We start from the raw sequence: 21,794 nt of genomic DNA, 5'->3' as shown, positions 1-21,794 counted from the left end.
ATGGAACTCGTTCTCGACTACGTTCTGCGCGGCATACACGCGGCGCTCTTCACCCCCGATGGTGCTGTCGCCTGGATGACCCTCGTGATGGTCGTTTCGGGCTTGATCGGCGGCATCGTCGTGGGCGCGGTCCCGGGGCTGAACGGCCCCTTCGCCATGGCCATCGCCCTGCCGGTCCTCATTTCCTCCTTCGGCACGGGCAATGATGCCCTCCTGCCGGTTCTTGCCTTTCTGATCGGCGTGATGAAGGGATCGACGCTCGGCGGCGCCGTGCCGGCCGTGCTGTTCAATACGCCGGGCACGCCCGATGCGCTGATGACAACGCGCGACGGCTACCCCATGGCGCAACAGGGCCGCGCCGGAGAGGCTCTGCAGACGGCACACTACGCCTCCGTTCGCGGCGACACGTTCTCCGACATGGTTTTGTTCGTCGCGGCGCCGACGCTCGCCGTTCTGGTCGAGCGGGTGCTCGATCTGCCCGAAAAGGCGGCGATCATCATCCTCTCGCTGTCCTTCATGGCCGCGGTTTCGGGCAGCGCCGTGCTCAAGGGGCTGATGGCCGGCGTTCTTGGCATGCTGCTGGCGCTGATCGGTTCCTCCGTCTCGGGTTACGGTCCCCGGATGACGCTGGGGCTTGCCGAACTCAAGCCGGGCATTCCGGCGACTGCGGCGATCATGGGCATGCTGATCCTGTCGGAAGCCTTTGCCCAACTGGAGAGCCTCTGGCGCCGCCGCGCGGAAGGGCCGGCCGGCGAGCGAACCGTTACGGGTGAGCACACCCGCATGACGCGCTCAGGCAAAAGGCTGTTGCGCTGGGTGATCCTGCGTTCGGCCGCGATCGGCACGGCCATAGGTTCGCTGCCCGGCATCGGCACAACTCTTGCGGCCACGCTTGCCTATGAAGCCAGCAGGGCGCGGGCAGAGAACAAGGAAAATTTCGGCAAGGGCGACCCGCGGGGGCTGGCCTCCTGCGAGGCCGCGAACTCCGCGGTGTCGGGCGCAAATCTTATTCCTGTGATGAGCCTCGGCATCCCCGGAAACCTCGCCGCGGTGTTCATCATCCTGGCGGTCGATTCCGTGGGCGACTTCACCTTCGGCCCACAGGTTTTCCGTTTCACCGAAATCAAGGAGGTCGCGGGCTACGGCACGATCCTGAACGCCTCCCTAGTCATCGCATTCTCGATCTTTACCCTGATGTCGATCGCAAACCTCGTGAACTGGCTGGTCGGCGGGCGGATCATGGTGTTTCTCGGCGTGCTGAGCCGGATACCCGCGGCCATGGTCGCGCCGGCGGTGGTGCTGTTGACCCTGACGGCGGCCTACGCCCAGGATGGCGGCGTCATCGCCATCGCAACGGCCTTCGTCTTCGGCGTCATCGGCTATGTGATGATGCGGCTGCATGTTCCGCTGCTGCCCTTCATCATCGGCTTCATCCTGTCGCCCAATCTGGAGCAATTGCTGCGCGGCGGCTTTTCCGCCTCCGGCGCCGATCCCCTGTTTCTTCTCAAATCGCCGCTTGCCTGCGCGTTCCTGCTCATTGCCGTGGCGATCGTCGTTACCTTCTTCCTGAAATCTTCCGGAGCCAGAACCGAATGAAAATCACCTTGCTTGGAACCGGCACGCCTGCGCCATCGATCAAGCGTCAAAGCTCGGGCTATGCCGTCGAGATCGGTAACGACCTGCTGGTCTTCGATCACGGTCCCGGCGCGCATCAGCGCCTGCTGGAGGCCGGCTACAGCGCCACCGATGTGACGCATTTCTTCTTCACCCATTATCACTACGACCATCTGATGGACTATCCGCGTCTGCTCCTGACGCGCTGGGATCATGGCGGGGCGGACCTGCCGCAGCTGAAGGTCTTCGGTCCCGCGCCCCTGGCCGAAATCAACGACCGCGTGATGGGAGCAAACGGGCTGTTCGCGCTCGATATCGCCGCCCGCATCAACAGCCCGGCAAGCCAGGCGGTCTACCAGGCGCGGGGCGGGGTGGGGGCACGACCCGGACCGCAGCCAAACCTACGCGAAGTGGCTGTGGGCGATCGCGTTGAAGGCACGGGCTGGACCGTCACGGCGGGGCCTGTGCGCCATGTTCAGCCTGACCTGAACTGCCTCGGCTATCGTATCGAAACCGCCGACGGCACGCTTGTTTATTCGGGCGACAATGGCGGCGTCTACGACCCCTTCATCGCCTTCGCCGAAGGAGCGGATATCCTCATTCACATGAACCATTTCCTCTCGGGCACGGAAGCCACGCCGGAATACCGGCAAATGTCGGGCTCGCATCTCGACAATGCCGAAACGGCGCGTCGCGCCGGTGTGAAGACGCTGGTGCTCACCCACTTCCTGCCGATGCTGGATCGGCCGGGTGTCAAGGAACGCATGGTTGCGGAGATGCGCGAAATCTTCGGCGGCACCATCATCCTGGGAGAGGATCTGATGCGGATCCCGCTTGATATCGAGGGCCCGACGACAGCGGACTGATGGTTGTATTGCGTAACCTGGCCTTCGGCAGCGAGGAGAGGGCTGTGCAGGCTTTCAAGCATGTCAGAGCGGCGTGATCTCCCCCTGTTAATCCAAAGCCTTCGAGGAAGAGCCGGTTCCGCTTCTCATTTTTATCAAAAACGCCATCAATGCCTGGATGAGCTTGACCTCGGTGAGTTTGCGAATGGTCTTGCTGAAGAAGCTCTTGTCCCAGCCCGTCGCCTCGGACAGTGAATAATAGGCCGGCCAGTGGCGCGATCGGGCAGCATCAGTATACGCCATCGCATGAGGGTGATCTCGCTGGCGCGCGTGAAACCCTTAAGTGACAGGCGCCCGGGTTCAGAAAGCCGCGCGGTAGATCGACAGCGCGTCTTCCTCGCTGACCGGGCGCGGATTGTTGACCAGTAGCCGGGTCTGGTTCATCGCGTCGGAGGCCAGTTTCGGGAGCATGTCTTCTGGAATATTCATCGCTCTGAGATTGGGTTGCAGGCCGCAGGCGCGCGACAGTTCCGCCAGCCTCTCGCAGAAGGCCGCGGCCCGTTCCTGACCCTCCAGAGCCGACAGTTCCGGGAAAACGAAAGGCGCGAGCTCGGCATAGGGGGCGGGCGAGGTGACGATATTGAACCGCAGGACATGCGGCAGAACCAGCGCGTTCGAGAGGCCGTGCGGGATGTGGAAGTGCCCGCCGAGCGGATAGGCCAGCGCATGGACCGCGGCAACCGGCGAATTGGCAAAGGCCTGTCCGGCCAGCATCGAGCCCAGCAGCATGTCCGAACGCGCCGCCTGGTCCGAGCCGTCTTCGACCGCCTTCAGAAGCGAGCGGCCCATCAATGTCAGCGCCTGTGTCGCCAGCATGCGCGACAAGGGATTGTTGTTGGGGCTGGCCGAGGCGAAGGCCTCGATCGCATGCACCATGGCGTCGATGCCGGTCGCCGCGGTTATATGCGGGGGGAGGCCATAGGTCAGGGCGGGGTCGAGCAGGGCGATATCGGGCAGAAGCACCGGCGAGACCACGCCCATCTTCTCGTTGGCGCCGGTGGTGACGATCGATATCGGCGTGACCTCCGAGCCGGTCCCGGCGGTTGTCGGCACGAGGATGAGCGGCAGGCGCGGGCCGCGCGCCTTGTCCACGCCGTAGACATCGGCCAGCGTTTCAGCGCCGGGCACCAGAAGCGCGACCAGCTTGGCGACATCGAGCGATGAGCCGCCGCCAAGCCCGACAACACCCTGGGCGTCAGACGATCGCGCCGCGGCAACGGCGGAAAGCACCACGTGCTCGGGCGGATCGGCCTCTACATCGCCGAACAGTTCCACGGCGATGCCGCCGTCGCGCAAAAGGTCCACCGCCCGGTCGACGATCCCCGTCGCCATCATGCCGGGATCGGTGACAAGCATGATGCGATCGCCGATCTGGGCCTTCACCAGCGTCGGCAGTTCCTCCAGGGCGCCAACGCCGAAGCGGATGGATTTTGCGGTGTTGAAAGCGAATTTATTCATGGTTTCCTCGAAAGAACGACTTAGCCGGCGATCCCGCCAATCTGCAGCTCGGTAATGCGGCGCGCCATCGCGCGCTGCTGCTCGGGTGCCTCGCCGGAGCGGGGGCGGTACCAGATCGCCATCCAGTTCACCGCGCCGAGCATGCCCTTCACCGCCAACGACACATCGGCGTCTTGCCGGATGCTGCGGTCGGCCTGGCCCTGGCGGAAAGCCTCCACGAAAAGCAGTTCGAACTTGTGCCTGATATCCATCAGCTCATCGAGGCTGATGCGCTGTTCGGGGGTGGTGGCGCCCAGGCGGTGCATGTGCACGCCCTGCACGACGACCGCTTCGTAGGCGATGTTCTGCATCATGGTCAGAGCGTGCGCCTCGAGCATGCGCGTAAGCTTTTCGCGGCCGGTGCCGCCGGCCGCCATCGCTTCATTCACCGCGTCCATCAGCCGTCTCATGCCTTCGCGGTGCACCTCGAAGAACAGATCGGTCTTGGAGCGGAAGTAATGGTAGATGCGACCCTTGGTCGCGCCGAGACGGCGGGCGACATCGTCGATGCTGGTCCCCTGAAACCCCATTTCGGTGAAGCAGAGCGCGGCGCAATCCAGGATTTCGACGACGCTCTCGACGAGAGCGCCCGATTCTTCCTGACCTCGGGTCTTCAGCGCCCATTCGCGGTGCATGTCGTTTTTCGCCACCGGTTCCCCCTGCGGTCAATTCCCTATCTGCGTCGTTCCAGCAATAAAGCCGATATCGAAGGCTCACAACAAACTTGATGTCGCGTTTGCGGTCTGGACAGTTCCGGATTGGCATACTACGGAGTATGTTGCAATAAGAAAGTCGCCGATATGCAAGGAGGTCCCAAGTTGAATGAAGCGCACGCCCCCCACCTTTCCGAGTGGGTAACCGTCGATCAGCCGATGGTCGACCGATTCGCCGACGCGATCGACGACCACCAGTTCATCCATGTCGACCCGGAACGGGCGAAGGCGGAGACCGGCTATGGCGGCACGATCGTGCACGGCTTCTACCTGCTGTCGATGCTGACCGCCTTCACCCGCAGCGCCCTGCCGCCGGCAAAGGCGGGCGCGGTCGAAATCAACTACGGCTTCGACAAGCTGCGCTTTCTCAGCCCTGTGCCCGTCGGGTCACGCATACGCGGCAGCTTTACTTTGGAGACTGAAACCCCCAAGGCAGGTGGCGTTCTGCGCAGCTACGACGCGCGCGTCGAAATCGAAGGGGCGGAGCGCCCGGCCTTGGCAGCCAGTTGGCTGGTCCTGACGGTGGGCGGGGACCAAGAGACGGATTGACCGCGCGACGCGGGCGCAAGCAACACCGGAATTATCAAGACAACCGATTTGGAGGAGATGACATGACGGTTTCATTCAAGGATCAGGTGGCGATCGTCACCGGCGCGGGCGGCGGACTGGGCCGTTCCCACGCTCTCATGCTTGCCAGCCACGGCGCGGCCGTCGTGGTGAACGATTTCGGCGGCGCGCGCGACGGCAGCGGCGGCACGACGGAGGCCAGCGAAGCCGTGGTGCGCGAGATCACCGCGGCGGGCGGGCGCGCCATCGCCAATGCCGGCAATGTCGCCTCCGAGGCCGATATGGCGGAGATGGTCGAGCAGGCGCTTTCGGCCTTCGGGCGGATCGACGTGCTGATCAACAATGCCGGCATCCTGCGCGACAAGTCCTTCGCGAAGATGGAAATGGAGGATTTCCGGCGCGTGGTCGAGGTGCACCTGATGGGCACGACAATCGCGACCAAGGCCGTCTGGGCGCAGATGCGCGAACAGAAATACGGCCGCATCCTCGTCACCTCCTCGACATCCGGAAGCTATGGCAATTTCGGCCAGTCCAATTACGGCGCGGCCAAGATGGGCGTGCTCGGGCTGATGAACGTGCTCCATCTCGAAGGCGCAAAATACGGCATCCACGTGAATGCGATCGTGCCCACCGCCGCCACGCGCATGACCGGCGACATGATGGACCCGGCCATGCTGGAGTTGCTCGCGCCCGAACTGGTGTCGCCCGCAGCGGTCTGGCTGGTGAGCCGCGACGCGCCCTCGCGCACGGCGCTGCTCGCAGGCGCGGGCACGGTGGCCCGCCTCGCGCTGGTCGAAAGCCAGGGCGTGTGCTTCGCCGGTCAGGAATTCACGCCCGAAACCGTCGGCGCGCGTTTCGAGGAGATCGCCAGTCTTGACGGACAGGTCGAGGTAATGGCCGGTCTCGATCACGTTGACCGGATCATCGCGAATGCCCGCGCAGCCATGGCGAAGGAGGGCTGAGGCGATGAGCGAACGTCTCCCGTCGCTCCCGCGCAGCGCCTATGCCTGGCACTACGATACGGTGACGCAATGGAACGATTGCGATGTCTACGGGCACGTGAACAATGTTTCCTACCTGCTCTATTTCGACACGGCGATGAATATGGCGCTGATCGAGCACGGCGCGCTCGATCTCTCCGCCGAGGCCAAGGGCCCGATCGGGCTGGTGGTGCAGAACAGCACGCAATACTTCCGCGAGATTACCTTTCCGGCGAAGCTCAGCATCGGCGCGCGCGTCGAGGCCATCGGGCGCACCAGCCTGACCTGGGGTTTCGGCCTGTTCGACCTTGAAAGCGATACCTGCGCCGCAAGGGGCCGCTTCGTCCACGTTTATGTGGACCGGGTCACGCGACGCCCGATCCCGCTCACGCCCGAATTGCGGGCCTGCGCCGAGGCGCTGTTGCGCGATCCTGCCTTAGACAACAAGGAGTCCTCTTCATGAGGGAAGCCGTCATCGTTTCGACCGCCCGCACGCCGATTGGCAAGGCCTATCGCGGCGCGTTCAACGCCACCACTGCGCCCCGGCTGATCGGCCATGCCATCGAGCACGCCGTCAGCCGCGCCGGCGTTGACCCGGCGGAGATCGAGGATGTGGTCGTCGGCGCCGCTTTGCAGCAGGGCACCACCCATATGAACATCGCGCGCACGGGCCTTCTGCGCGCCGGGCTTCCGGTGACCGTTCCGGGGCAGAGCGTCGACCGGCAATGCGCCTCCGGCCTGATGGCGATCGCGATTGCGGCCAAAGAGATCATATCGGACGGAATGGCGGTGACGATCGGCGGCGGCGTCGAGCAGATTTCGCTGGTGCAGACGCCCGAGATGAACACCCGTCACTGGCAGGATCCCTGGATCAGCGACCGGCTGCCGGCGACCTATATGGCGATGGTGGAGACCGCCGAAATCGTCGCACGCCGCAACGGCGTGAGCCGCGAAGCCCAGGATGCCTATGCGCTGCAGTCGCAGCAGCGCACCGCCGCGGCCCAGGCGGCCGGCAGGTTCGATGACGAGATCGTGCCGCTCAGCACCGTCATGCAGGTCACCGACCGCGAAACCGGCGAAACCACGATGCGCGAGGTGACCCTTGAGCGCGACGAGGGCAACCGGCCTTCCACGACGCTGGATGGCCTCGCGGGCCTTGCCCCGGTCTTCAAGGATGGCCAGCAGGTGGCTCAGGGTGCGTTCGTGACCGCCGGCAATGCCTCGCAATTGTCCGATGGCGCCTCGGCCTCGGTGCTGATGGAGCGCCGCGAGGCGGAACGCCGGGGGCTTGCGCCGCTCGGTCTCTATCGCGGCATCGCCGTCACCGGCGTTTCGCCGGAAGAGATGGGGATCGGACCGATATCCGCGGTCACGAAGCTTCTTGCCACCCATGATCTGAGCGTTGACGACATCGGTCTTTGGGAGTTGAACGAAGCCTTCGCCGCCCAGGTCATTCCCTCGCGCGAACGGCTCGGCATTCCCGACGAGTTGCTGAACGTCAATGGCGGCGCGATCTCGATCGGTCATCCTTACGGCATGTCGGGCGCGCGCATGGTGGGCCACGCCCTGATCGAGGGCAAGCGGCGCGGCGCGCGCTATGTGGTGGTCACGATGTGTATTGGCGGCGGCATGGGTGCGGCAGGGCTTTTCGAAGTTCTTTGAGCCGGGGCTTCAAACAGCAAGAAGACGGTCACCGCGGACGGTGGCCGTCTTCTTTTGTATCAGACCCAAGAGTGTCAGCCCGAACCGGGCGGGAAACGCCGGGCAGGCAAGCGATGAGCCTCAACCGAGACCGGTGCGTCGATTGAGCCAGTCCGGGTAGGGGACATCCCGCTGCGCCATCTCCATCTCCTGAAGGCGCGCGGCGGCGGTCGGAGGAAAAGGCGCGGCCTTCGGCTTGCCGGTGTTGCGGGCGACGTGGAGCAGAACCTGCTCGCACCAGGCCAGCCGTTCGCTGCTCTCGTCCAGCATCTCCTGATAGAGGTGCATCCGCTTGGCATCGACCGCCAGAACCCGCGTGGCGACCGTGAAGGCGTCGCCCTCATGGCATTCGCGCTGATAGCCGATCCGCATCTCCAGCGTGTAGAGCGTGGCTTCGCTTTCGGCGCGATAGGTCTCATCAAGGCCGATCTCCTCCATCAGCGCGGTGACGGAACGGGAAAAGGCGATGCCATAGGCGAAATCGCCCATGTGGCCGTTATAGTCCACCCAGTCCGGAAGCACGCGGAACGCGCTCTGGAATATGGCTTCGCTCATGATTTCCTCCTTGCAGCGAAACGGTGGCGGATTTCGCCCACGATCCCGCGGCGGAACAGCAGGACGCAGACGATGAAGGTCGCGCCAAGCGCCGTGGTCACGGGGAAGCCGGTGGTTGCGAAGTAGTTCTGTAGGGTGACGACCAATCCTGCGCCGACGATCGGCCCGGCAATGCTGCCGATCCCGCCGAGAAGCGTCATCAGGATCACCTCGCCGGACATGTGCCAGTTCACATCCGTCAATGTCGCGAACTGGAACAGGATCGCCTTGAGCCCGCCGGCGAGTCCGGCAAAGCCTGCCGACATGACGAAGGCGCCGAGCTTGTAGCGCTGCACCGAGTAGCCGAGAGAGATCGCCCTTTGTTCATTCTCGCGGATGGCCTGCAGCACCATGCCGTAGGGCGAATGCACGATCCGCCAGATCGCGAAGATGCTGGCGACGAACACAATGGCGATGACGTAGTAGAGCACATTGCCGTCGGAAAGGTCGATCACCCCGAACAGACGCCCGCGCGAGAAACCCTGAATGCCGTCTTCGCCGTGCGTGAAGGGCGCCTGAAGGCAGAAGAAGTAAAACATCTGCGCCAGCGCCAGGGTGACCATCGCAAAATAGATGCCCTGTCGGCGCACCGCCAGAAGCCCCATGACCAGGCCCAGCACGAGCGCGGCGGCGACGCCTGCGAGAATGGCGAATTCGGGATTCACCTCCCAGACCTTCAGAGCATGCGCCGTGACATAGGCGGAACCGCCGAAGAAAGCGGCATGGCCAAAGGACAGAAGACCGCCATAGCCAAGCAGCAGGTTGAAGGCAGAGGCGAACAGCGCGAAGCACATCAGCTTCATCAGCAACACGGGATAGATCCAGAGCGGCAGCAGCATCAGCAGGGCGATGAGCGCCAGCACGACAAGCTGTTGCCGGCGGTGAGGGCGAGTGGTCTCGGCCACCGTCTCGAATTCTTCGGCTTCGATCATCTCAGTTTTCCTTTCCGAAGAGCCCTGCGGGGCGCAAGATCAGAACGATCGCCATGATGACGAAGATCGCGATATTCGCCGCCTCGGGGTAGAACACCTTGGTCAGCCCCTCGACGACGCCCAGCAGATAGCCCGTGGCGATCGCGCCGAGGATCGAGCCCATGCCGCCGACAACGACCACTGCGAAGATGATGATGATCATATTGGAGCCCATGGTCGGGCTGACTTGAAAGATCGGAGCGGCAAGCACGCCTGCAACGCCCGCAAGCGCGCAGCCAAAGGCGTAGGTCAGGGTCAAAAGCAGCGGCACGTTGACCCCGAACGCCTGCACGAGCGTGGCGTCCTCGGTTGCGGCGCGCAGATAGGAGCCGATCTTGGTCTTCTCGATCAGCGCCCAGGTGCCGAAGCAGATCAGCAGCGAGGCGATCACGACCCAGCCGCGATAGATCGGCACGGTCACGAAATCGGTGCGGATGACGCCCCGCATTTCGTCCGGGGTCGCGAAAGGTTTGCCGGACGCGCCGTAGAAATGCTGGAACGCGCCCTCCAGAAGCAGCGCGAGGCCGAAGGTAAAGAGCAGGCCGTAGAGATGGTCGAGATCGTAGAGGCGGCGCAGCATGGTGCGCTCGACCAGCGCGCCGACAAGGCCGACGAGGACGGGCGCAAGCAGTAGCGACGGCCAGTAGCCGAGACCCAGATACTGGCCCAGCATCCAGGCGGCGAAGGCCCCGAGCATGTAAAAGGCGCCGTGGGCGAAGTTCACCACCCGGAGCAGCCCGAATATCACCGCAAGGCCGAGCGACAGCAGCGCGTAGAACGAGCCGTTGATCAGGCCGATCATTACCTGCCCGGTCAGCACCACAAGCGGCACGCCAAAAATCATTGTCATGTCAAACTCCCAGTGCCTTGTTCAGCGCCTCGCGCCTGCCGGGCAACTCGGCGACTGCAAAGCTGTCGATCATCTCGCCTTGATCCATGACGTAGAAGTGATCCGCGATCCTGGCGGCGAAACGGAAATTCTGTTCGACCAGAAGGACGCTGAGACCGTGGGCCTTCAGCGCCTTCAGCATCTCGCCGATCCGGTTCACGATCACCGGGGCAAGCCCCTCGGTCGGCTCATCAAGCAGGATCAGGCTGACGCCGGTGCGCAGGATGCGGGCGATCGCCAGCATCTGCTGTTCGCCGCCCGAAAGCTTGGTGCCCGGGCTATGACGGCGTTCCAGCAGGTTCGGAAACAGCGTGTAGATCTCGTCGAGCGACATTTCCTTGCCGCTGCGGGCGACCAGCGGCGGCAGCATCAGGTTTTCTTCCACGCTGAGCGAGGCGAAGATGCCGCGTTCCTCGGGCACGAAGCCGATGCCGGCATGGGCAACGCGGTGCAGCGGCAGGCGCAGGATCGATCGCTGATCGAACTCGACCGTGCCGGTCCGCTTGCGCACGATGCCCATCAGGCTGCGCAGCGTTGTGGTCTTGCCGACGCCGTTGCGGCCCAAGAGGGTCACGGTCTCGCCGGGGTAGACGTCAAGATCGACGCCATAAAGCGCCTGACTTTCTCCGTACCAGGCTTCAAGGCCGCGCACCTTCAGCTGCTGCGGGCCGCGGGCCTCGCGGGTCGTCGCGGATGCATCAGTCATCGTCCTCGGTCCCCATATAGGCTTCGCGCACGCGCGGATCGGCGCTGACCTCGTCATAGCTTCCCTGCGTGAGGATCTCGCCGCGCTGCAGCACCGTGATGTCATCGCCGATATCGGCAACAACCTTGATATTGTGTTCCACCATCAGGACGGCGCAGTCCCGGGCGACATCGGCAATCAGCCGGGCCATCGTCTCGACATCCTCCTGGCCCATGCCGGCGAGCGGCTCGTCGAGAAGCAGCACCTTCGGGTCCAGCGCCAGCGTGGTGGCGATCTCCAGAGCGCGCTTGCGCCCATAGGAGAGGTCCGCCGCCCGGTGATCGGCCATATCAGCAAGGCCGACGCGTCCGAGCAGCTCCATCGCGCGGGGCCTGAGCCGCGACAGGCTGGCGAGCGAGCGCCAGAACTGCACGGCAAGCCCGTTTTGCCTTTGCAGCGCCACACAGACATTGTCCACCAGCGACATGTCGCCAAAGGTGGCGGAAATCTGGAACGACCGGGCGACGCCAAGCCGCGCCACCTGCGCCGGCGCCATCCGGGTGATGTCCGTCTCACCGACCATGATCGTCCCCGCGCTCGGCTGCAGGAACTTGGTCAGGAGGTTGAACACCGTGCTTTTGCCGGCGCCGTTCGGACCGATCAGCGCGTGGATCCGGCCGTGACGGATGTCGATATCGACATTCGTCACGGCCTGGAAGTTCCCGAAACTCTTGCTGAGACCCCGTGCCGACAATGCGGCACGGGCGCTCTTCGACGCGGTATGCGCCGAAACGTTTGCCATCGTCATGAGGTCGCCTTACCCGTCGACGAGCGGGCAATCGCTCTGGTCGAGCGGCCGGAAAGCCTCGTCGCCCGGAATGGTGCGCAGGACCTTGTAGTAGTCCCACGGCCCCTTGGATTCCTCTGGCGTCTTGACCTGGACGAGGTACATGTCATGGACGACGCGGCCATCCTTGCGCAGGGAGGCATTGTGGTTGAAGAAGTCGTCGATGTCCATGCCGCGCATGGTTTCCATGACCTCGGAGCCGCTCTTTGCCTGGCCCGATGCCTCGGCGGCCTTGAGGTAGTTCATCACCGACGAATAGACGCCGGCATGCACCATGGTCGGCATCTTGCCGTCCATCCGTTCGCCGAACCGCTCGGACCAGGCGCGGGTTTCGTCGTTCATGTCCCAGTAGAACGCGGTCGTTAGCGTCAGGTTCTGCGCGATGTCGAGGCCGACGCCATGGACGTCGGTCAGAAACAGCAGCATGCCGGCAATATCCTGCCCGCCGGCGGTGATGCCGAACTCTTCCGCCTGTTTCAGCGCCGTCATGGTATCGCCGGAGGAGTTGGCAAGCGCAATCACATCCGCGCCGGAGGCCTGGGCCTGAAGCAGGTAGGACGAGAAATCGGAGGTTTCGCGCGGATGCATGACCTGCCCGACAACCGTGCCGCCGGCGGCCTTGACGGCCGCAGCCGTATCGGCCTCAAGCGCGTGGCCGAAGGTGTAATCGACAGTCAGGAAGAACCACGTCTTGTCGCCCTGCAGCGTCATCGCGCGACCGGTTCCGTTGGCCAGCGCATAGGTGTCCCAGGTCCACTGGGCGGTCGACGGCGAGCAGGACGCGCCTGTCAGCGCCGAGGAGCCCGCGGTCGAGATCAGCAGCGCCGTATCGCTCTGGCGGGTGATTTCCTGCACGGCGAGCGCCACCGAGGAGGTCGGCACGTCGGCGATCGCGATCACGTTCTGCTCGTCGATCCAGCGGCGCGCCAGCGTGGAGCCGACATCCGGCTTGTTCTGGTGGTCGCCGACGATGACCTCGACATCTTCGCCCAGAAGCTTGCCGCCAAAGTCCTCGACAGCCATCTCTGCGGCGACTTGCGAGCCCTTGCCGGAAAGATCGTAATTCATCCCCGACATGTCTGTCAGAACACCGATCCGATAAGGCTCGGCCTGCGCTCCCGCCGCCAGCGCGACGGAGAAGGCCGACGTCAGAATGGCCTTTGTTATTGCAGTCATAAATATTCTCCTCCCAATTGGCACCACTCGGGTGCATGAAAAAGCCGGGCGAACCCACGCGCCGGCCGGTGATCAGGCCCCGCCGCCGCCTTCGGCAAGCAGCTTGGCCAGCAGAAACTGGTCGCCCTCGGCGCCTTCGGCCCAATTGCGACGGGCATGAGCGTCGATGGCGGATTTGGTCATGCGCAGCGACATCGGCGGTATCTCCGCGATCGCGTTCGCCCATGTTTTCGCCTCTTCAAGGGCCTTGCCCTGATGAACCGTGCGGTCGGCGAGGCCGAGCGTCAGCGCCTCGTCGGCACCGATCGTTTCATCGCAGCACAAAATTCTCTTGGCGCGGCCCGCGCCGACGCGTTCGGTCAGAAGGGCCAAACCGCCCCAGCCGAGTGTCATGCCGAGACGCACCTCCGGAAAGCGCAGATAGGCACCCTCGGCCATGACGCGGAAATCGGCGCAAAGGGCGAGGATCGCGCCGCCGCCGATCGCCGGCCCCTCGAGCGCGGCGATGACGATCTGCGGAAGCCGCCGCCAGGCCGTGCTCATGCGCACGCCCGCATTCATCGAGAGATGACGGGCGACAGCCGGTGCCTGCGGGTTCCACAGCCGCTCATCCTTCAGATCGACGCCGGCAGCGAAGATCTTTGGCGTGCCGGCCAGAACGACCACCGAAACATCGGTATTCAGCGAGAGCTCGGTCGCCGCCGCTTCCAGCGCGCTGATCATCGCATGATCCAGCGCATTCGCCTTTCCGCCACGATCGAATCGTACGGTTGCAATCGCGCCCTGAACTTCAACCTCCACACCTGACATTGCGGCCATTTCCCTCGTCATTTCATCGTCGCCGAGCGACATACTACTAAGTATGTTGCACATTGAGGCCCAACAATGCAATATGAAATATGAGAGGACGAGGAGCCGACGTGCGTCCTGAACATGACCTTTTCTGAAGGAGGAGAAGATGGCCCGTATGTCTGAGGACAAGGCCCGCGGAACCGTTGCGCCGGCCGATCCGGCACTTGATCGCAAGCGTTCCGTTCTGCGCTATATTCTTGATGGATATGCACAAACCCAGCCAGAGGCGCCGTTCGTCCAGTTCTGGCCCGGCCCGACATGGACCTATGGCGAGTTGCATCGCAAGGTCCGCCTCAGGGCCAGCGCGCTGGCGCATGCGGGCGTCAAGCGAGGCGACCATGTGCTTTGTCTGATGGGCAACAGTCCCGATCTTTTATGCAGCTGGTTCGCAATCAACTATCTCGGCGCGGTCTATGTGCCGATCAATACCGGCGCGCGCGGTCACATGCTCGAACACATCCTCAACGATGCCGATGCACCCGTCCTGATTGCGCAGGCCGCGCTGATCGAGCGATTGGCGGAGGTGAAGCCCGGAAAGGTGGAGACCGTGCTGGTGGTCGAGGGTGAACCCGCCGTGATCGAGGGCTACGACATTCAGCCGCTGGTCGACCCGCAAGTCGAGGACGCGGAAGCGCTGAACCTCGCGCAGCCGATCGAACCCTGGGACCTGCATGCGATCATGTATACCTCAGGCACGACCGGCAACGCCAAGGGGGTGATGAGCACCTATGCCCAGCACTACACGATGGGGCCGGACGCTTTCGATTGTGTCGAGGCCGATGACCGCTGCATGATCTGCGGGCCGATCTTCCATTGTGGTTCGACGCTTTACGTGAACGCGATGCTGGCGCGCGGGCTTTCGATCGGCATGATGCGCGAGTTCAAGACCGATACGTTCTGGCAGGCCGTTCGCGAGACCGGCTCGACCTACTGCCTCCTTCTCGGCGTCATGGCCGCTTTCCTGCTGAAGGCGCCGGTCCGCGCGGACGATCGCGACCATCCGCTGCGCCGCGCCTTCATTACGCCCTTCGGCGAGGATGGCCCTCTGTTTGCCGAACGGTTCGGCATCGAGGCCTGGACCATCTACAACATGACGGAGATTGCGAGCCCCTTGCATGCCGGCCCCGGCATCAAGACCAAGGGGATCGCCGGCAAGCCGCGCCCCTGGTGCGAGCTTCGGATCGTCGATGAAAACGACATGCCGCTGGGCGACGGCGAGGTGGGTGAACTGATCATCCGGTCGCACCGCCCCTGGGCGCTGATGGCGGGCTATTACAACAATTCCGCGGCGACCGTCGATGCCATGCGCAATGGCTGGTTCCACACCGGCGACAGCTTCCGGCGGGACGAGGACGGCACCTATTACTTTGTCGACCGGCTCAAGGACGTCATCCGGCGGCGCGGCGAGAACATCTCGTCCTTCGCGCTGGAGAGCGAGGTCCTGAACCTGCCGGAGATCCGCGAATGCGCCGCCGTTGCGGTGCCGTCCGAGTTCAGCGAGGATGACGTGCTGATCGTCGTATCGCCCGCCAGCGGGCAAGGCATCGATCCGGCCTCCGTCATCGAGCGGCTCGCCGGGACGCTGCCGCGCTTCATGGTGCCGCGTTACCTGCGCGTCCTCGAAGACCTGCCGAAGACGGCATCCGGGAAGGTGCAAAAGCACCTGCTGCGCAAGGACGGCGTCACCGCCGACACCTGGGATCGCGAGGGCGCAAAAGTTGGGCGCGCGGCAGGAATGTAGCAGGAATTTGAGGAGCCGTGATCCACGCCCACCGCCCTGCGTCTCGGGCAGAAAGTTGAAGTGCAGATGGGCGGGATATCGTCGGGCAATTTCAAGAGGCACGCGCGCGGGCTTGGCGACATAGCGCGAAGCCGTCTTTACGGCGCCAGATCGTACACAAGCGCATCGGCCTTAATCTGCAACAGTGCCGAGGGGATAATGGCAGGCTACCTGATGGCCGTCGCCGAAATCCCGCAGTTTTGGGCGCTCGGTGCGGCAGCGATCGGTGGCGAACGGACAGCGGGTGCAGAACTTGCAGCCTTTCGGCGGGTCGAGCGGGCTTGGAATTTCACCTTCCAGCAGGATACGCTGACGTTTCCCGCGGTTTTCCGCCTGCGGCACGGCGGACAGCAATGCCTGCGTATAGGGATGCCGGGGCGCGCGATAGAGCGCATCGGTTTTTCCGATTTCCACCAGCGAGCCGAGATACATGACCGCGACGCGTGACGATACCTGACGGACCACGGCCAGGTCATGCGCGATGAAGATATAGGTGAGGTTCAGCCGTTCGCGCAGATCCGAAAACAGGTTGACGATCTGGGCCTGAACAGACACATCCAGCGCGGAGACGGGCTCGTCGGCAACGATCAGCTCCGGCTCGACCGCCAGCGCGCGGGCAATACCGATACGCTGGCGCTGACCGCCGGAAAATTCATGCGGATAGCGGTCGAGATATTCCGCGCGGAGGCCAACGATATCCATCAGCTCCTCGAGCCAGTGATCGACCGCGTTGCCCTTGCGGATGCCATGCACCCGCACCGCCTCGCCAACGATATCGCGCACGCGCCGTTTCGGGTTGAGCGAGGCCGACGGGTCCTGAAAGATCATCTGCATGCGCCGGCGCACCGGCAGCAGTCCGCGCTCGCCGGTGCGGGTGATGTCGCTGCCGTCAAATTCCAGCGTCCCGGAGGTCGGATCGTAAAGCCGCGTGAGGCAGCGGCCGAGGGTGGATTTGCCTGATCCGGACTCCCCCACGAGCCCCAGCGTTTCGCCCTGCTGGACTTCAAGCGTGATGTCGTCCACGGCATAAAGCGTCCGGCCCGAACCGGGCCGCATGGTCTTGCCGACGGTGAAGTGCTTGGAAAGGTCGCGGGTTGCGATCAGCGGCGTCTTCGCCGGCGCCGTCTCGCGGCTCGTCATTTCGCTCATGCGACCACCTCATGCCCCAAAACCATCCGTCGCGCCGTCTCGCGCTCGGCGCCATCAAGCACGCACAGCGCGGTATGGTCGCCGTCCCGGCGGGTCGGCGGACGGGCCTCGCATTCCGGCCTTGCAAACCGGCAACGCGGCGCGAAACCGCAGCCGGTCGGGGCCTGCTGCGGGGTTGGCGGCATGCCGGGAATGGAGGGAAGGCGTGACAGCTTTTCGCCGTAGAGCGGCGGGATGGAGGCCATCAGCCCCCAGCTATAGGGATGCATCGGCCGGTCGAAGACCTCCGCCGTCGTTCCCTTTTCCACCATCCGTCCGGCATACATGACATGAACACGGTCCGCGACTTCGGCGACCACGCCCATATCATGGGTGATGAGGATGATCGCGGAGCCGAACTCGTCGCGCAGCTTCAAAAGCAGATCCAGAACTTGCGCCTGCACGGTCACGTCCAGCGCCGTCGTCGGCTCGTCGGCAACCAGAAGCGAGGGGCTGCAGGACAGCGCCATGGCAATGACGGCGCGCTGGCGCATGCCGCCGGAAAGCTGATGCGGATAGCGGTCGACCGCCTCGTTGGGATTGGGCAGGCCGACGGATGTGAGGAGTTCGACAGCGCGCAGACGCGCGGCCTTCTTCGAAACATTCTCATGGGTGCGGATCTGTTCGGCAATCTGCCAGCCGATCGTATAGACCGGCGTCAGCGCCGTCATCGGATCCTGCGAAATCAGGCCGATTTCCTTACCGCGCAACCGCCGCAGCGCCCGGTCCGGCATTTCGAGCAGGCGCTTGCCCTGAAACGCGACGGAGCCCTCGACGAAGGTGGTCTTCGGATCGTTGAGGCCGAGCAGCGACAGCAAGGTCACCGATTTGCCCGATCCGGATTCGCCGACGATCGACAGGATTTCTCCCTTTTCAACACGAAAGGACACGTCGTCGATTGCCTTTACCCGTCCCCGGTCGGTGGCGAAGGAGACCGACAGGCCCTGTACATCGAGCAGCGGCGCGTTTGCGCTCTTTTCCATCAGCGTCCCCTCACACGCGGATCGATGACGACATAGATGATGTCGACAATGGCATTGGTGACCACGACAAAGAACGAAGCGTACATCACGGTCGCGAGGATCATCGGCAGGTCAAGGTTGAGCATGGCCTGATAGGTCAGGCGGCCAACGCCATTCAGACCGAACACGACCTCCGTCAACAGCGCGGCGCCGCCGACGAGAACGCCGAAATCGAGACCGAACATGGTGACGAACGGGATCATCGACATTCTGAGCGCATGGCGCAGCATGACGCGGCCGGGCGACAGGCCCTTGGCGCGGGCGGTGCGGACATAGTCTTCCTGATAGGCCTCCACCAGATTGGCCCTCAGAACCCGGCCATAAATGCCGATATAAAGGGCGGCCAGCGTAAACCACGGGATCACGAGCGTCTTGAACCACAGCCAGGGGCCGTCGAAGAACGGCTTGTAGCCGAGGCCCGGCACCCAGGAGAAAAGCCAGGTGTCATGAAACCGGCTCTGGGAAACGAGGTTCATCAGTTCTCCGAGCCAGAACACCGGCATCGACACGCCGATCAGCGCCAGGATCATCAGCCCCTTGTCGATCACCGTATCGCGGTACATCGCCGCCAGAACCCCGACCGCGATCGAGCCGAACACCCATAGCACCGCCGCGCCGAACACCAGCGACAGCGTGATCGGGGCCGCGCGCATCACCTGCGGCACCACTTCGAGCCCGCGATTGACGAAGGAGGTGAGATCGCGGGTGACGAACAGCTTCTTCATCATGACCACATATTGGACGGGCAGCGGCTTGTCGAAGCCGAAATCCTTGCGGATCGCCTGAACCGTTTCCTGGGCGGCATTGCGTCCTGCAATGCGCGCGGCGGGATCGGAACCGGGCGTTGCAAAGAAGATCAGGAACACGAGCGCCGAGATGCCGAACATCACGAAGATCATCTGGCCGAGGCGCTGAAGGATGGCAAAAAACATCGGATCGGCCCTCAGCGCATCTTGGTTCTGGGATCGAGCGCATCGCGCACGCTGTCGCCGAGCACATTCAGCGCCAACACGGTCAGCACGATCGCGATACCGGGGGCGAGCGCGACCATTGGCCGGGTGTAGAGCAGGCCCTGGCCGTCCTGAATGATCGTGCCCCAGCTCGCATCGGGCGGCTGGACGCCGATGGACAGGAAGGAGAGCGCCGATTCCGTGACGATGTTGAGCGCCATCATGATCGGGATATAGACGATCAGCGTGGTCGTCACATTCGGCAGGATATCCTTGACGAGGATTCGCCAGCGCGGAATGCCGAGGCCGCGGGCGGCAAGCACGAACTCGCTTTCGCGCAAAGACAGAACCCGCCCGCGGATCGGTCTTGCGATATAGGGAACGTAGATGATGCCGATGATTACGATCGGCAGCGCGAGGCTTCCCGAACTGATCTCGATCGGACCAAGAACGATCGTCTGCGACAGCAGCACGATCGAAAGCGAGATTGCGAGAAGATAGACCGGGAACGCCCACAGCACTTCCAGTATCCGCGACAGGACCATATCGACCCAGCCGCCGAAGAAACCGGCTGAAATGCCGATGGCCGCCGCCAGCACCAGACAGATCAGCGTTGCCGCCGATGAGATCAGCAGCGAGTTGCGCCCGCCGTAAAGCAGGCGGGCTGCGACATCGCGGCCCTGATTGTCGGCGCCGAGCATGTATTGGCCATGCCAGGTGGGGCCGATGGGAGTAACGCCGAGGCCGAGACCGGTGGTCGAGGCCTGCATGATCTTCTCCGCCTTGCCATCGATCTCGATTGTCCCGGAAAGATTGGAGCGAAACGGATCGGACTTCGCGACATATTGCGCATAGAGCGGCGCGGCGAGACAGGCGAGCACGATCACCACCAGCACGGCGAAGGCGGCGATGGCGGCCTTGTCGCGCGACAGGATCAGCCAGGCGCGCCGCATCGGGCTCTGTCCGGCGCGGCGTGCGGGTTCTGCCGTTGTTGCTGGTATCGCGGCGTCTGTCATGGGCATGAATCTCGTCTGGTCGGCGGCAGGGCGCAAACGCCCTGCCTGTGATGTCTTCCGGGCCCTGCCGCTTCCGGTCGCCGGCCTTCAGGCCATCAGACCGGGAGCGGCAAAGCCATCCTAGTTACTGCACCCAGGACTGGTCGATGAGCCAGCGGAACTGGTTGGAGAAGATGAAATTGCCAACGCGCTTGGATGTGAAATCGACATTCTTCGGCGTGAACAGCGGCGCAACCGGCGCCTGTTCCATGAATGCCTTGTCGATCTCTGCCCACATCTTGTTGGCGCTTTCCGGGTCGGTCACGGCCGTCTGCATGGCTTTCGCCATCTTGGCGTCGATCTCTTCGTTGCAATAGCCCGCGATGTTGATCGAGGCGTCCGAACCCTCGTTGAACGAAGCGCAGGACAGGAGAACGTTCAGGAAGTTCGAAGCCTGCGGATAGTCCATGAACCACTGCGAGACCGAGATCTGCACATTGTTGTCGGTGTTCTGGATATAGGTGAACTGGATGTTCGGCGAGATCGCCTGCATCGTGGCATCATAGCCGAGTTCGGCCAGAACGCTCTGCAGATAGGTGCCGACCGCCCGCGATGTCGCGGTGTCTTCGGCGACCACCGTCACCTTCTGCCCGGCTGTGCCGGATTCCTCGACAAGCTGCTTGGCCTTTTCCATATCGGGCGCCGTCCAGGTCGTGCCCGGATTTTCGGTATAGAGGCAGCTTTCCTCAAAGCCTGGGAACTCCGGCGGCAGGATCTGGCAGGTTGGCTGGGCGAGAACCGGACCGCCATAGATGTTGACCAGCGCATTGCGGTCGATGGCGTAGTTGACGGCCTGGCGCACCTTGACGTTGTCGAACGGCGCAAGATTGGTGTTCATCGGCGCATACCAGAAGGCGGCCAGCGGATTGACGTGAACCTGGTCGGCATATTGCGTGCCGAGTTCGTTCAGCCGGTCTGCCGGCGGCGGATCGAACATCCAGTCGAGCTGGCCGTTCTGGATCGCGTTGATCATCGACTCCTCGTTCATGCCGAAGCGGTAGACGATCTCGTCCGGGTAACCCTGCGGCTGGGCGTCGACGCTCCATTCGGAAAATTCCGGATTGCGCTTCATCACCATCTTGTCGTTCGGATCGTAGCTCTCTATCATGTAGGGACCGGTGCCCGGAATATAGCTGGTGCCGGCATCCGTCGCAGCCGTTTCGGCGGGCAGGATTGCCGCATGGGGAACGGCGAGCTTGTCGAAGAATTCCGAATCCGGCGCGACCAGATGGAAGGTCACGGTGCCGGCCTCTTCGTCAGCGACAACACCGCCTTCCAGTGTGCAGCTTGCCGCCTCGGCCAGGCATTTATCGGCGCCGACGATGTTGTTGTAGAACGAGCCGGAGGTCGGGCCGTTGATCTTGAAGATGCGCTGGAACGAGGCGACGACATCCTCCGCCGTCACATCCGTGCCATCGGCGAACTTGATGCCGTCGCGCAGCTTGAACACGTAGGTCGTACCGTCGTCCTGCGGTTCCGGGATCGCCTCGGCGAGATCGGGAACGATCTCGTAGCCTTCCGCGCGCGAGGCCTGTTTGAACTTCACCAGACCATCATAGAGGATCTGGAACACCTGCCAGAATTCGGCGGTGTAGTTGACATGCGGGTCGATGGTGCCGGCCGCCGAAACAGCGCCCAGCATCATGGTGCCGCCGCTGTGCTCTTTCAGAAGCGCGTCGCGATCCTGTGCCTGGGCAAGGCCGCCAAGCGCCGTCTGCGCAAGAAGGCCGACGGCGAGCGCGGCTCCTGCTGTCTTCAAATGCCTGATTGTCTTCATCACTGCTGTTCCTCTTTTGCTTTCTGGTTCA

22 protein-coding genes are annotated in these 21,794 nt (G+C 63.5%); 7 read left to right on the top strand and 15 right to left on the bottom strand.

The annotated features are described in order from the left end of the window. Complete coding sequence (locus V6767_RS11025) at window positions 1-1,596, top strand: tripartite tricarboxylate transporter permease (RefSeq protein WP_448473541.1); 1,596 nt, start codon at window positions 1-3, stop codon at window positions 1,594-1,596. After that, on the top strand, window positions 1,593-2,480 hold the full coding sequence (locus V6767_RS11020; protein ID WP_448473540.1) for an MBL fold metallo-hydrolase: 888 nt from the start codon (window positions 1,593-1,595) through the stop codon (window positions 2,478-2,480). The genes V6767_RS11025 and V6767_RS11020 overlap by 4 nt, the downstream gene beginning before the upstream one ends. A gap of 87 nt (window positions 2,481-2,567) precedes the next feature. Here the strand turns inward: V6767_RS11020 and V6767_RS11015 are convergent, their stop codons facing one another. The 3 genes from V6767_RS11015 to V6767_RS11005 are packed head-to-tail and all read right to left on the bottom strand — an operon-like array spanning window position 2,568 to window position 4,666. Beyond that, the gene (locus V6767_RS11015; RefSeq protein WP_448473539.1) at window positions 2,568-2,762 is read right to left on the bottom strand and encodes a hypothetical protein; all 195 of its coding nucleotides are present in this window, start codon (window positions 2,760-2,762) and stop codon (window positions 2,568-2,570) included. Window positions 2,763-2,819: 57 nt separating this feature from the next. Next, window positions 2,820-3,977 (bottom strand): iron-containing alcohol dehydrogenase, encoded by a 1,158-nt coding sequence (locus V6767_RS11010; protein WP_448473538.1) that lies wholly within the window; start codon window positions 3,975-3,977, stop codon window positions 2,820-2,822. 20 nt (window positions 3,978-3,997) lie between these two features. Continuing rightward, complete coding sequence (locus V6767_RS11005) at window positions 3,998-4,666, bottom strand: TetR/AcrR family transcriptional regulator (RefSeq protein ID WP_448473537.1); 669 nt, start codon at window positions 4,664-4,666, stop codon at window positions 3,998-4,000. Window positions 4,667-4,834: 168 nt separating this feature from the next. Between V6767_RS11005 and V6767_RS11000 the strand changes: the two genes are divergently transcribed. The 4 genes from V6767_RS11000 to V6767_RS10985 all read left to right on the top strand — a co-directional run bounded on the left by V6767_RS11000 (window position 4,835) and on the right by V6767_RS10985 (window position 7,938). After that, on the top strand, window positions 4,835-5,278 hold the full coding sequence (locus V6767_RS11000) for a MaoC family dehydratase (RefSeq protein ID WP_448473536.1): 444 nt from the start codon (window positions 4,835-4,837) through the stop codon (window positions 5,276-5,278). A 62-nt stretch (window positions 5,279-5,340) separates the two neighbouring features. After that, window positions 5,341-6,258, top strand: a complete 918-nt coding sequence (locus tag V6767_RS10995; RefSeq protein ID WP_448473535.1) for an SDR family NAD(P)-dependent oxidoreductase — start codon at window positions 5,341-5,343, stop codon at window positions 6,256-6,258. Between the two features lie 4 nt (window positions 6,259-6,262). Further along, window positions 6,263-6,739, top strand: coding sequence for an acyl-CoA thioesterase (locus tag V6767_RS10990; RefSeq protein ID WP_448473534.1), 477 nt, complete (start codon window positions 6,263-6,265; stop codon window positions 6,737-6,739). Further along, window positions 6,736-7,938, top strand: coding sequence for an acetyl-CoA C-acyltransferase (locus V6767_RS10985; protein ID WP_448473533.1), 1,203 nt, complete (start codon window positions 6,736-6,738; stop codon window positions 7,936-7,938). Before V6767_RS10990 ends, V6767_RS10985 begins: the two co-directional genes overlap by 4 nt. 120 nt (window positions 7,939-8,058) lie before the next feature. Here the strand turns inward: V6767_RS10985 and V6767_RS10980 are convergent, their stop codons facing one another. The 7 genes from V6767_RS10980 to V6767_RS10950 all read right to left on the bottom strand — a co-directional run bounded on the left by V6767_RS10980 (window position 8,059) and on the right by V6767_RS10950 (window position 13,949). Further along, window positions 8,059-8,532 (bottom strand): thioesterase family protein, encoded by a 474-nt coding sequence (locus tag V6767_RS10980; protein ID WP_448473532.1) that lies wholly within the window; start codon window positions 8,530-8,532, stop codon window positions 8,059-8,061. Continuing rightward, entirely contained in the window at window positions 8,529-9,503 is a 975-nt protein-coding gene (locus tag V6767_RS10975) for a branched-chain amino acid ABC transporter permease (protein WP_448473531.1), read from the bottom strand. Before V6767_RS10975 ends, V6767_RS10980 begins: the two co-directional genes overlap by 4 nt. A 1-nt stretch (window position 9,504) precedes the next feature. Beyond that, a complete protein-coding gene (locus V6767_RS10970) occupies window positions 9,505-10,392 on the bottom strand; it encodes a branched-chain amino acid ABC transporter permease (protein ID WP_448473530.1) in 888 nt (295 codons plus the stop codon). 1 nt (window position 10,393) lies between these two features. Continuing rightward, on the bottom strand, window positions 10,394-11,137 hold the full coding sequence (locus V6767_RS10965) for an ABC transporter ATP-binding protein (RefSeq protein WP_448428433.1): 744 nt from the start codon (window positions 11,135-11,137) through the stop codon (window positions 10,394-10,396). Continuing rightward, entirely contained in the window at window positions 11,130-11,924 is a 795-nt protein-coding gene (locus V6767_RS10960) for an ABC transporter ATP-binding protein (protein WP_448473529.1), read from the bottom strand. The genes V6767_RS10965 and V6767_RS10960 overlap by 8 nt, the downstream gene beginning before the upstream one ends. A gap of 9 nt (window positions 11,925-11,933) precedes the next feature. Then, a complete protein-coding gene (locus V6767_RS10955; protein WP_448473528.1) occupies window positions 11,934-13,139 on the bottom strand; it encodes an ABC transporter substrate-binding protein in 1,206 nt (401 codons plus the stop codon). A gap of 72 nt (window positions 13,140-13,211) precedes the next feature. After that, window positions 13,212-13,949 carry an enoyl-CoA hydratase/isomerase family protein gene (locus V6767_RS10950; protein ID WP_448473527.1) on the bottom strand — a complete coding sequence of 246 codons (738 nt, stop codon included), beginning with the start codon at window positions 13,947-13,949 and terminating at the stop codon, window positions 13,212-13,214. A 148-nt stretch (window positions 13,950-14,097) separates the two neighbouring features. Between V6767_RS10950 and V6767_RS10945 the strand changes: the two genes are divergently transcribed. Continuing rightward, window positions 14,098-15,732: an AMP-binding protein gene (locus V6767_RS10945; RefSeq protein WP_448473526.1), complete on the top strand. Its 1,635-nt coding sequence runs from the start codon at window positions 14,098-14,100 to the stop codon at window positions 15,730-15,732. Between the two features lie 171 nt (window positions 15,733-15,903). Here the strand turns inward: V6767_RS10945 and V6767_RS10940 are convergent, their stop codons facing one another. The 5 genes from V6767_RS10940 to V6767_RS10920 form a co-directional block, all read right to left on the bottom strand. Beyond that, a complete protein-coding gene (locus V6767_RS10940; RefSeq protein WP_448473525.1) occupies window positions 15,904-16,920 on the bottom strand; it encodes an ABC transporter ATP-binding protein in 1,017 nt (338 codons plus the stop codon). Continuing rightward, the gene (locus V6767_RS10935; RefSeq protein ID WP_448473524.1) at window positions 16,917-17,942 is read right to left on the bottom strand and encodes an ABC transporter ATP-binding protein; all 1,026 of its coding nucleotides are present in this window, start codon (window positions 17,940-17,942) and stop codon (window positions 16,917-16,919) included. Before V6767_RS10935 ends, V6767_RS10940 begins: the two co-directional genes overlap by 4 nt. Further along, window positions 17,942-18,913 carry an ABC transporter permease gene (locus V6767_RS10930; protein WP_448473523.1) on the bottom strand — a complete coding sequence of 324 codons (972 nt, stop codon included), beginning with the start codon at window positions 18,911-18,913 and terminating at the stop codon, window positions 17,942-17,944. The genes V6767_RS10935 and V6767_RS10930 overlap by 1 nt, the downstream gene beginning before the upstream one ends. Window positions 18,914-18,924: 11 nt before the next feature. Beyond that, window positions 18,925-19,953 carry an ABC transporter permease gene (locus tag V6767_RS10925; protein ID WP_448473522.1) on the bottom strand — a complete coding sequence of 343 codons (1,029 nt, stop codon included), beginning with the start codon at window positions 19,951-19,953 and terminating at the stop codon, window positions 18,925-18,927. 118 nt (window positions 19,954-20,071) lie between these two features. Continuing rightward, on the bottom strand, window positions 20,072-21,763 hold the full coding sequence (locus V6767_RS10920) for an ABC transporter substrate-binding protein (RefSeq protein WP_448473521.1): 1,692 nt from the start codon (window positions 21,761-21,763) through the stop codon (window positions 20,072-20,074). Window positions 21,764-21,794: the final 31 nt, after the last annotated feature.

The organism is Martelella sp. FLE1502, from assembly GCF_053484255.1.
This window is presented reverse-complemented; position numbering and strand designations above follow the sequence as displayed.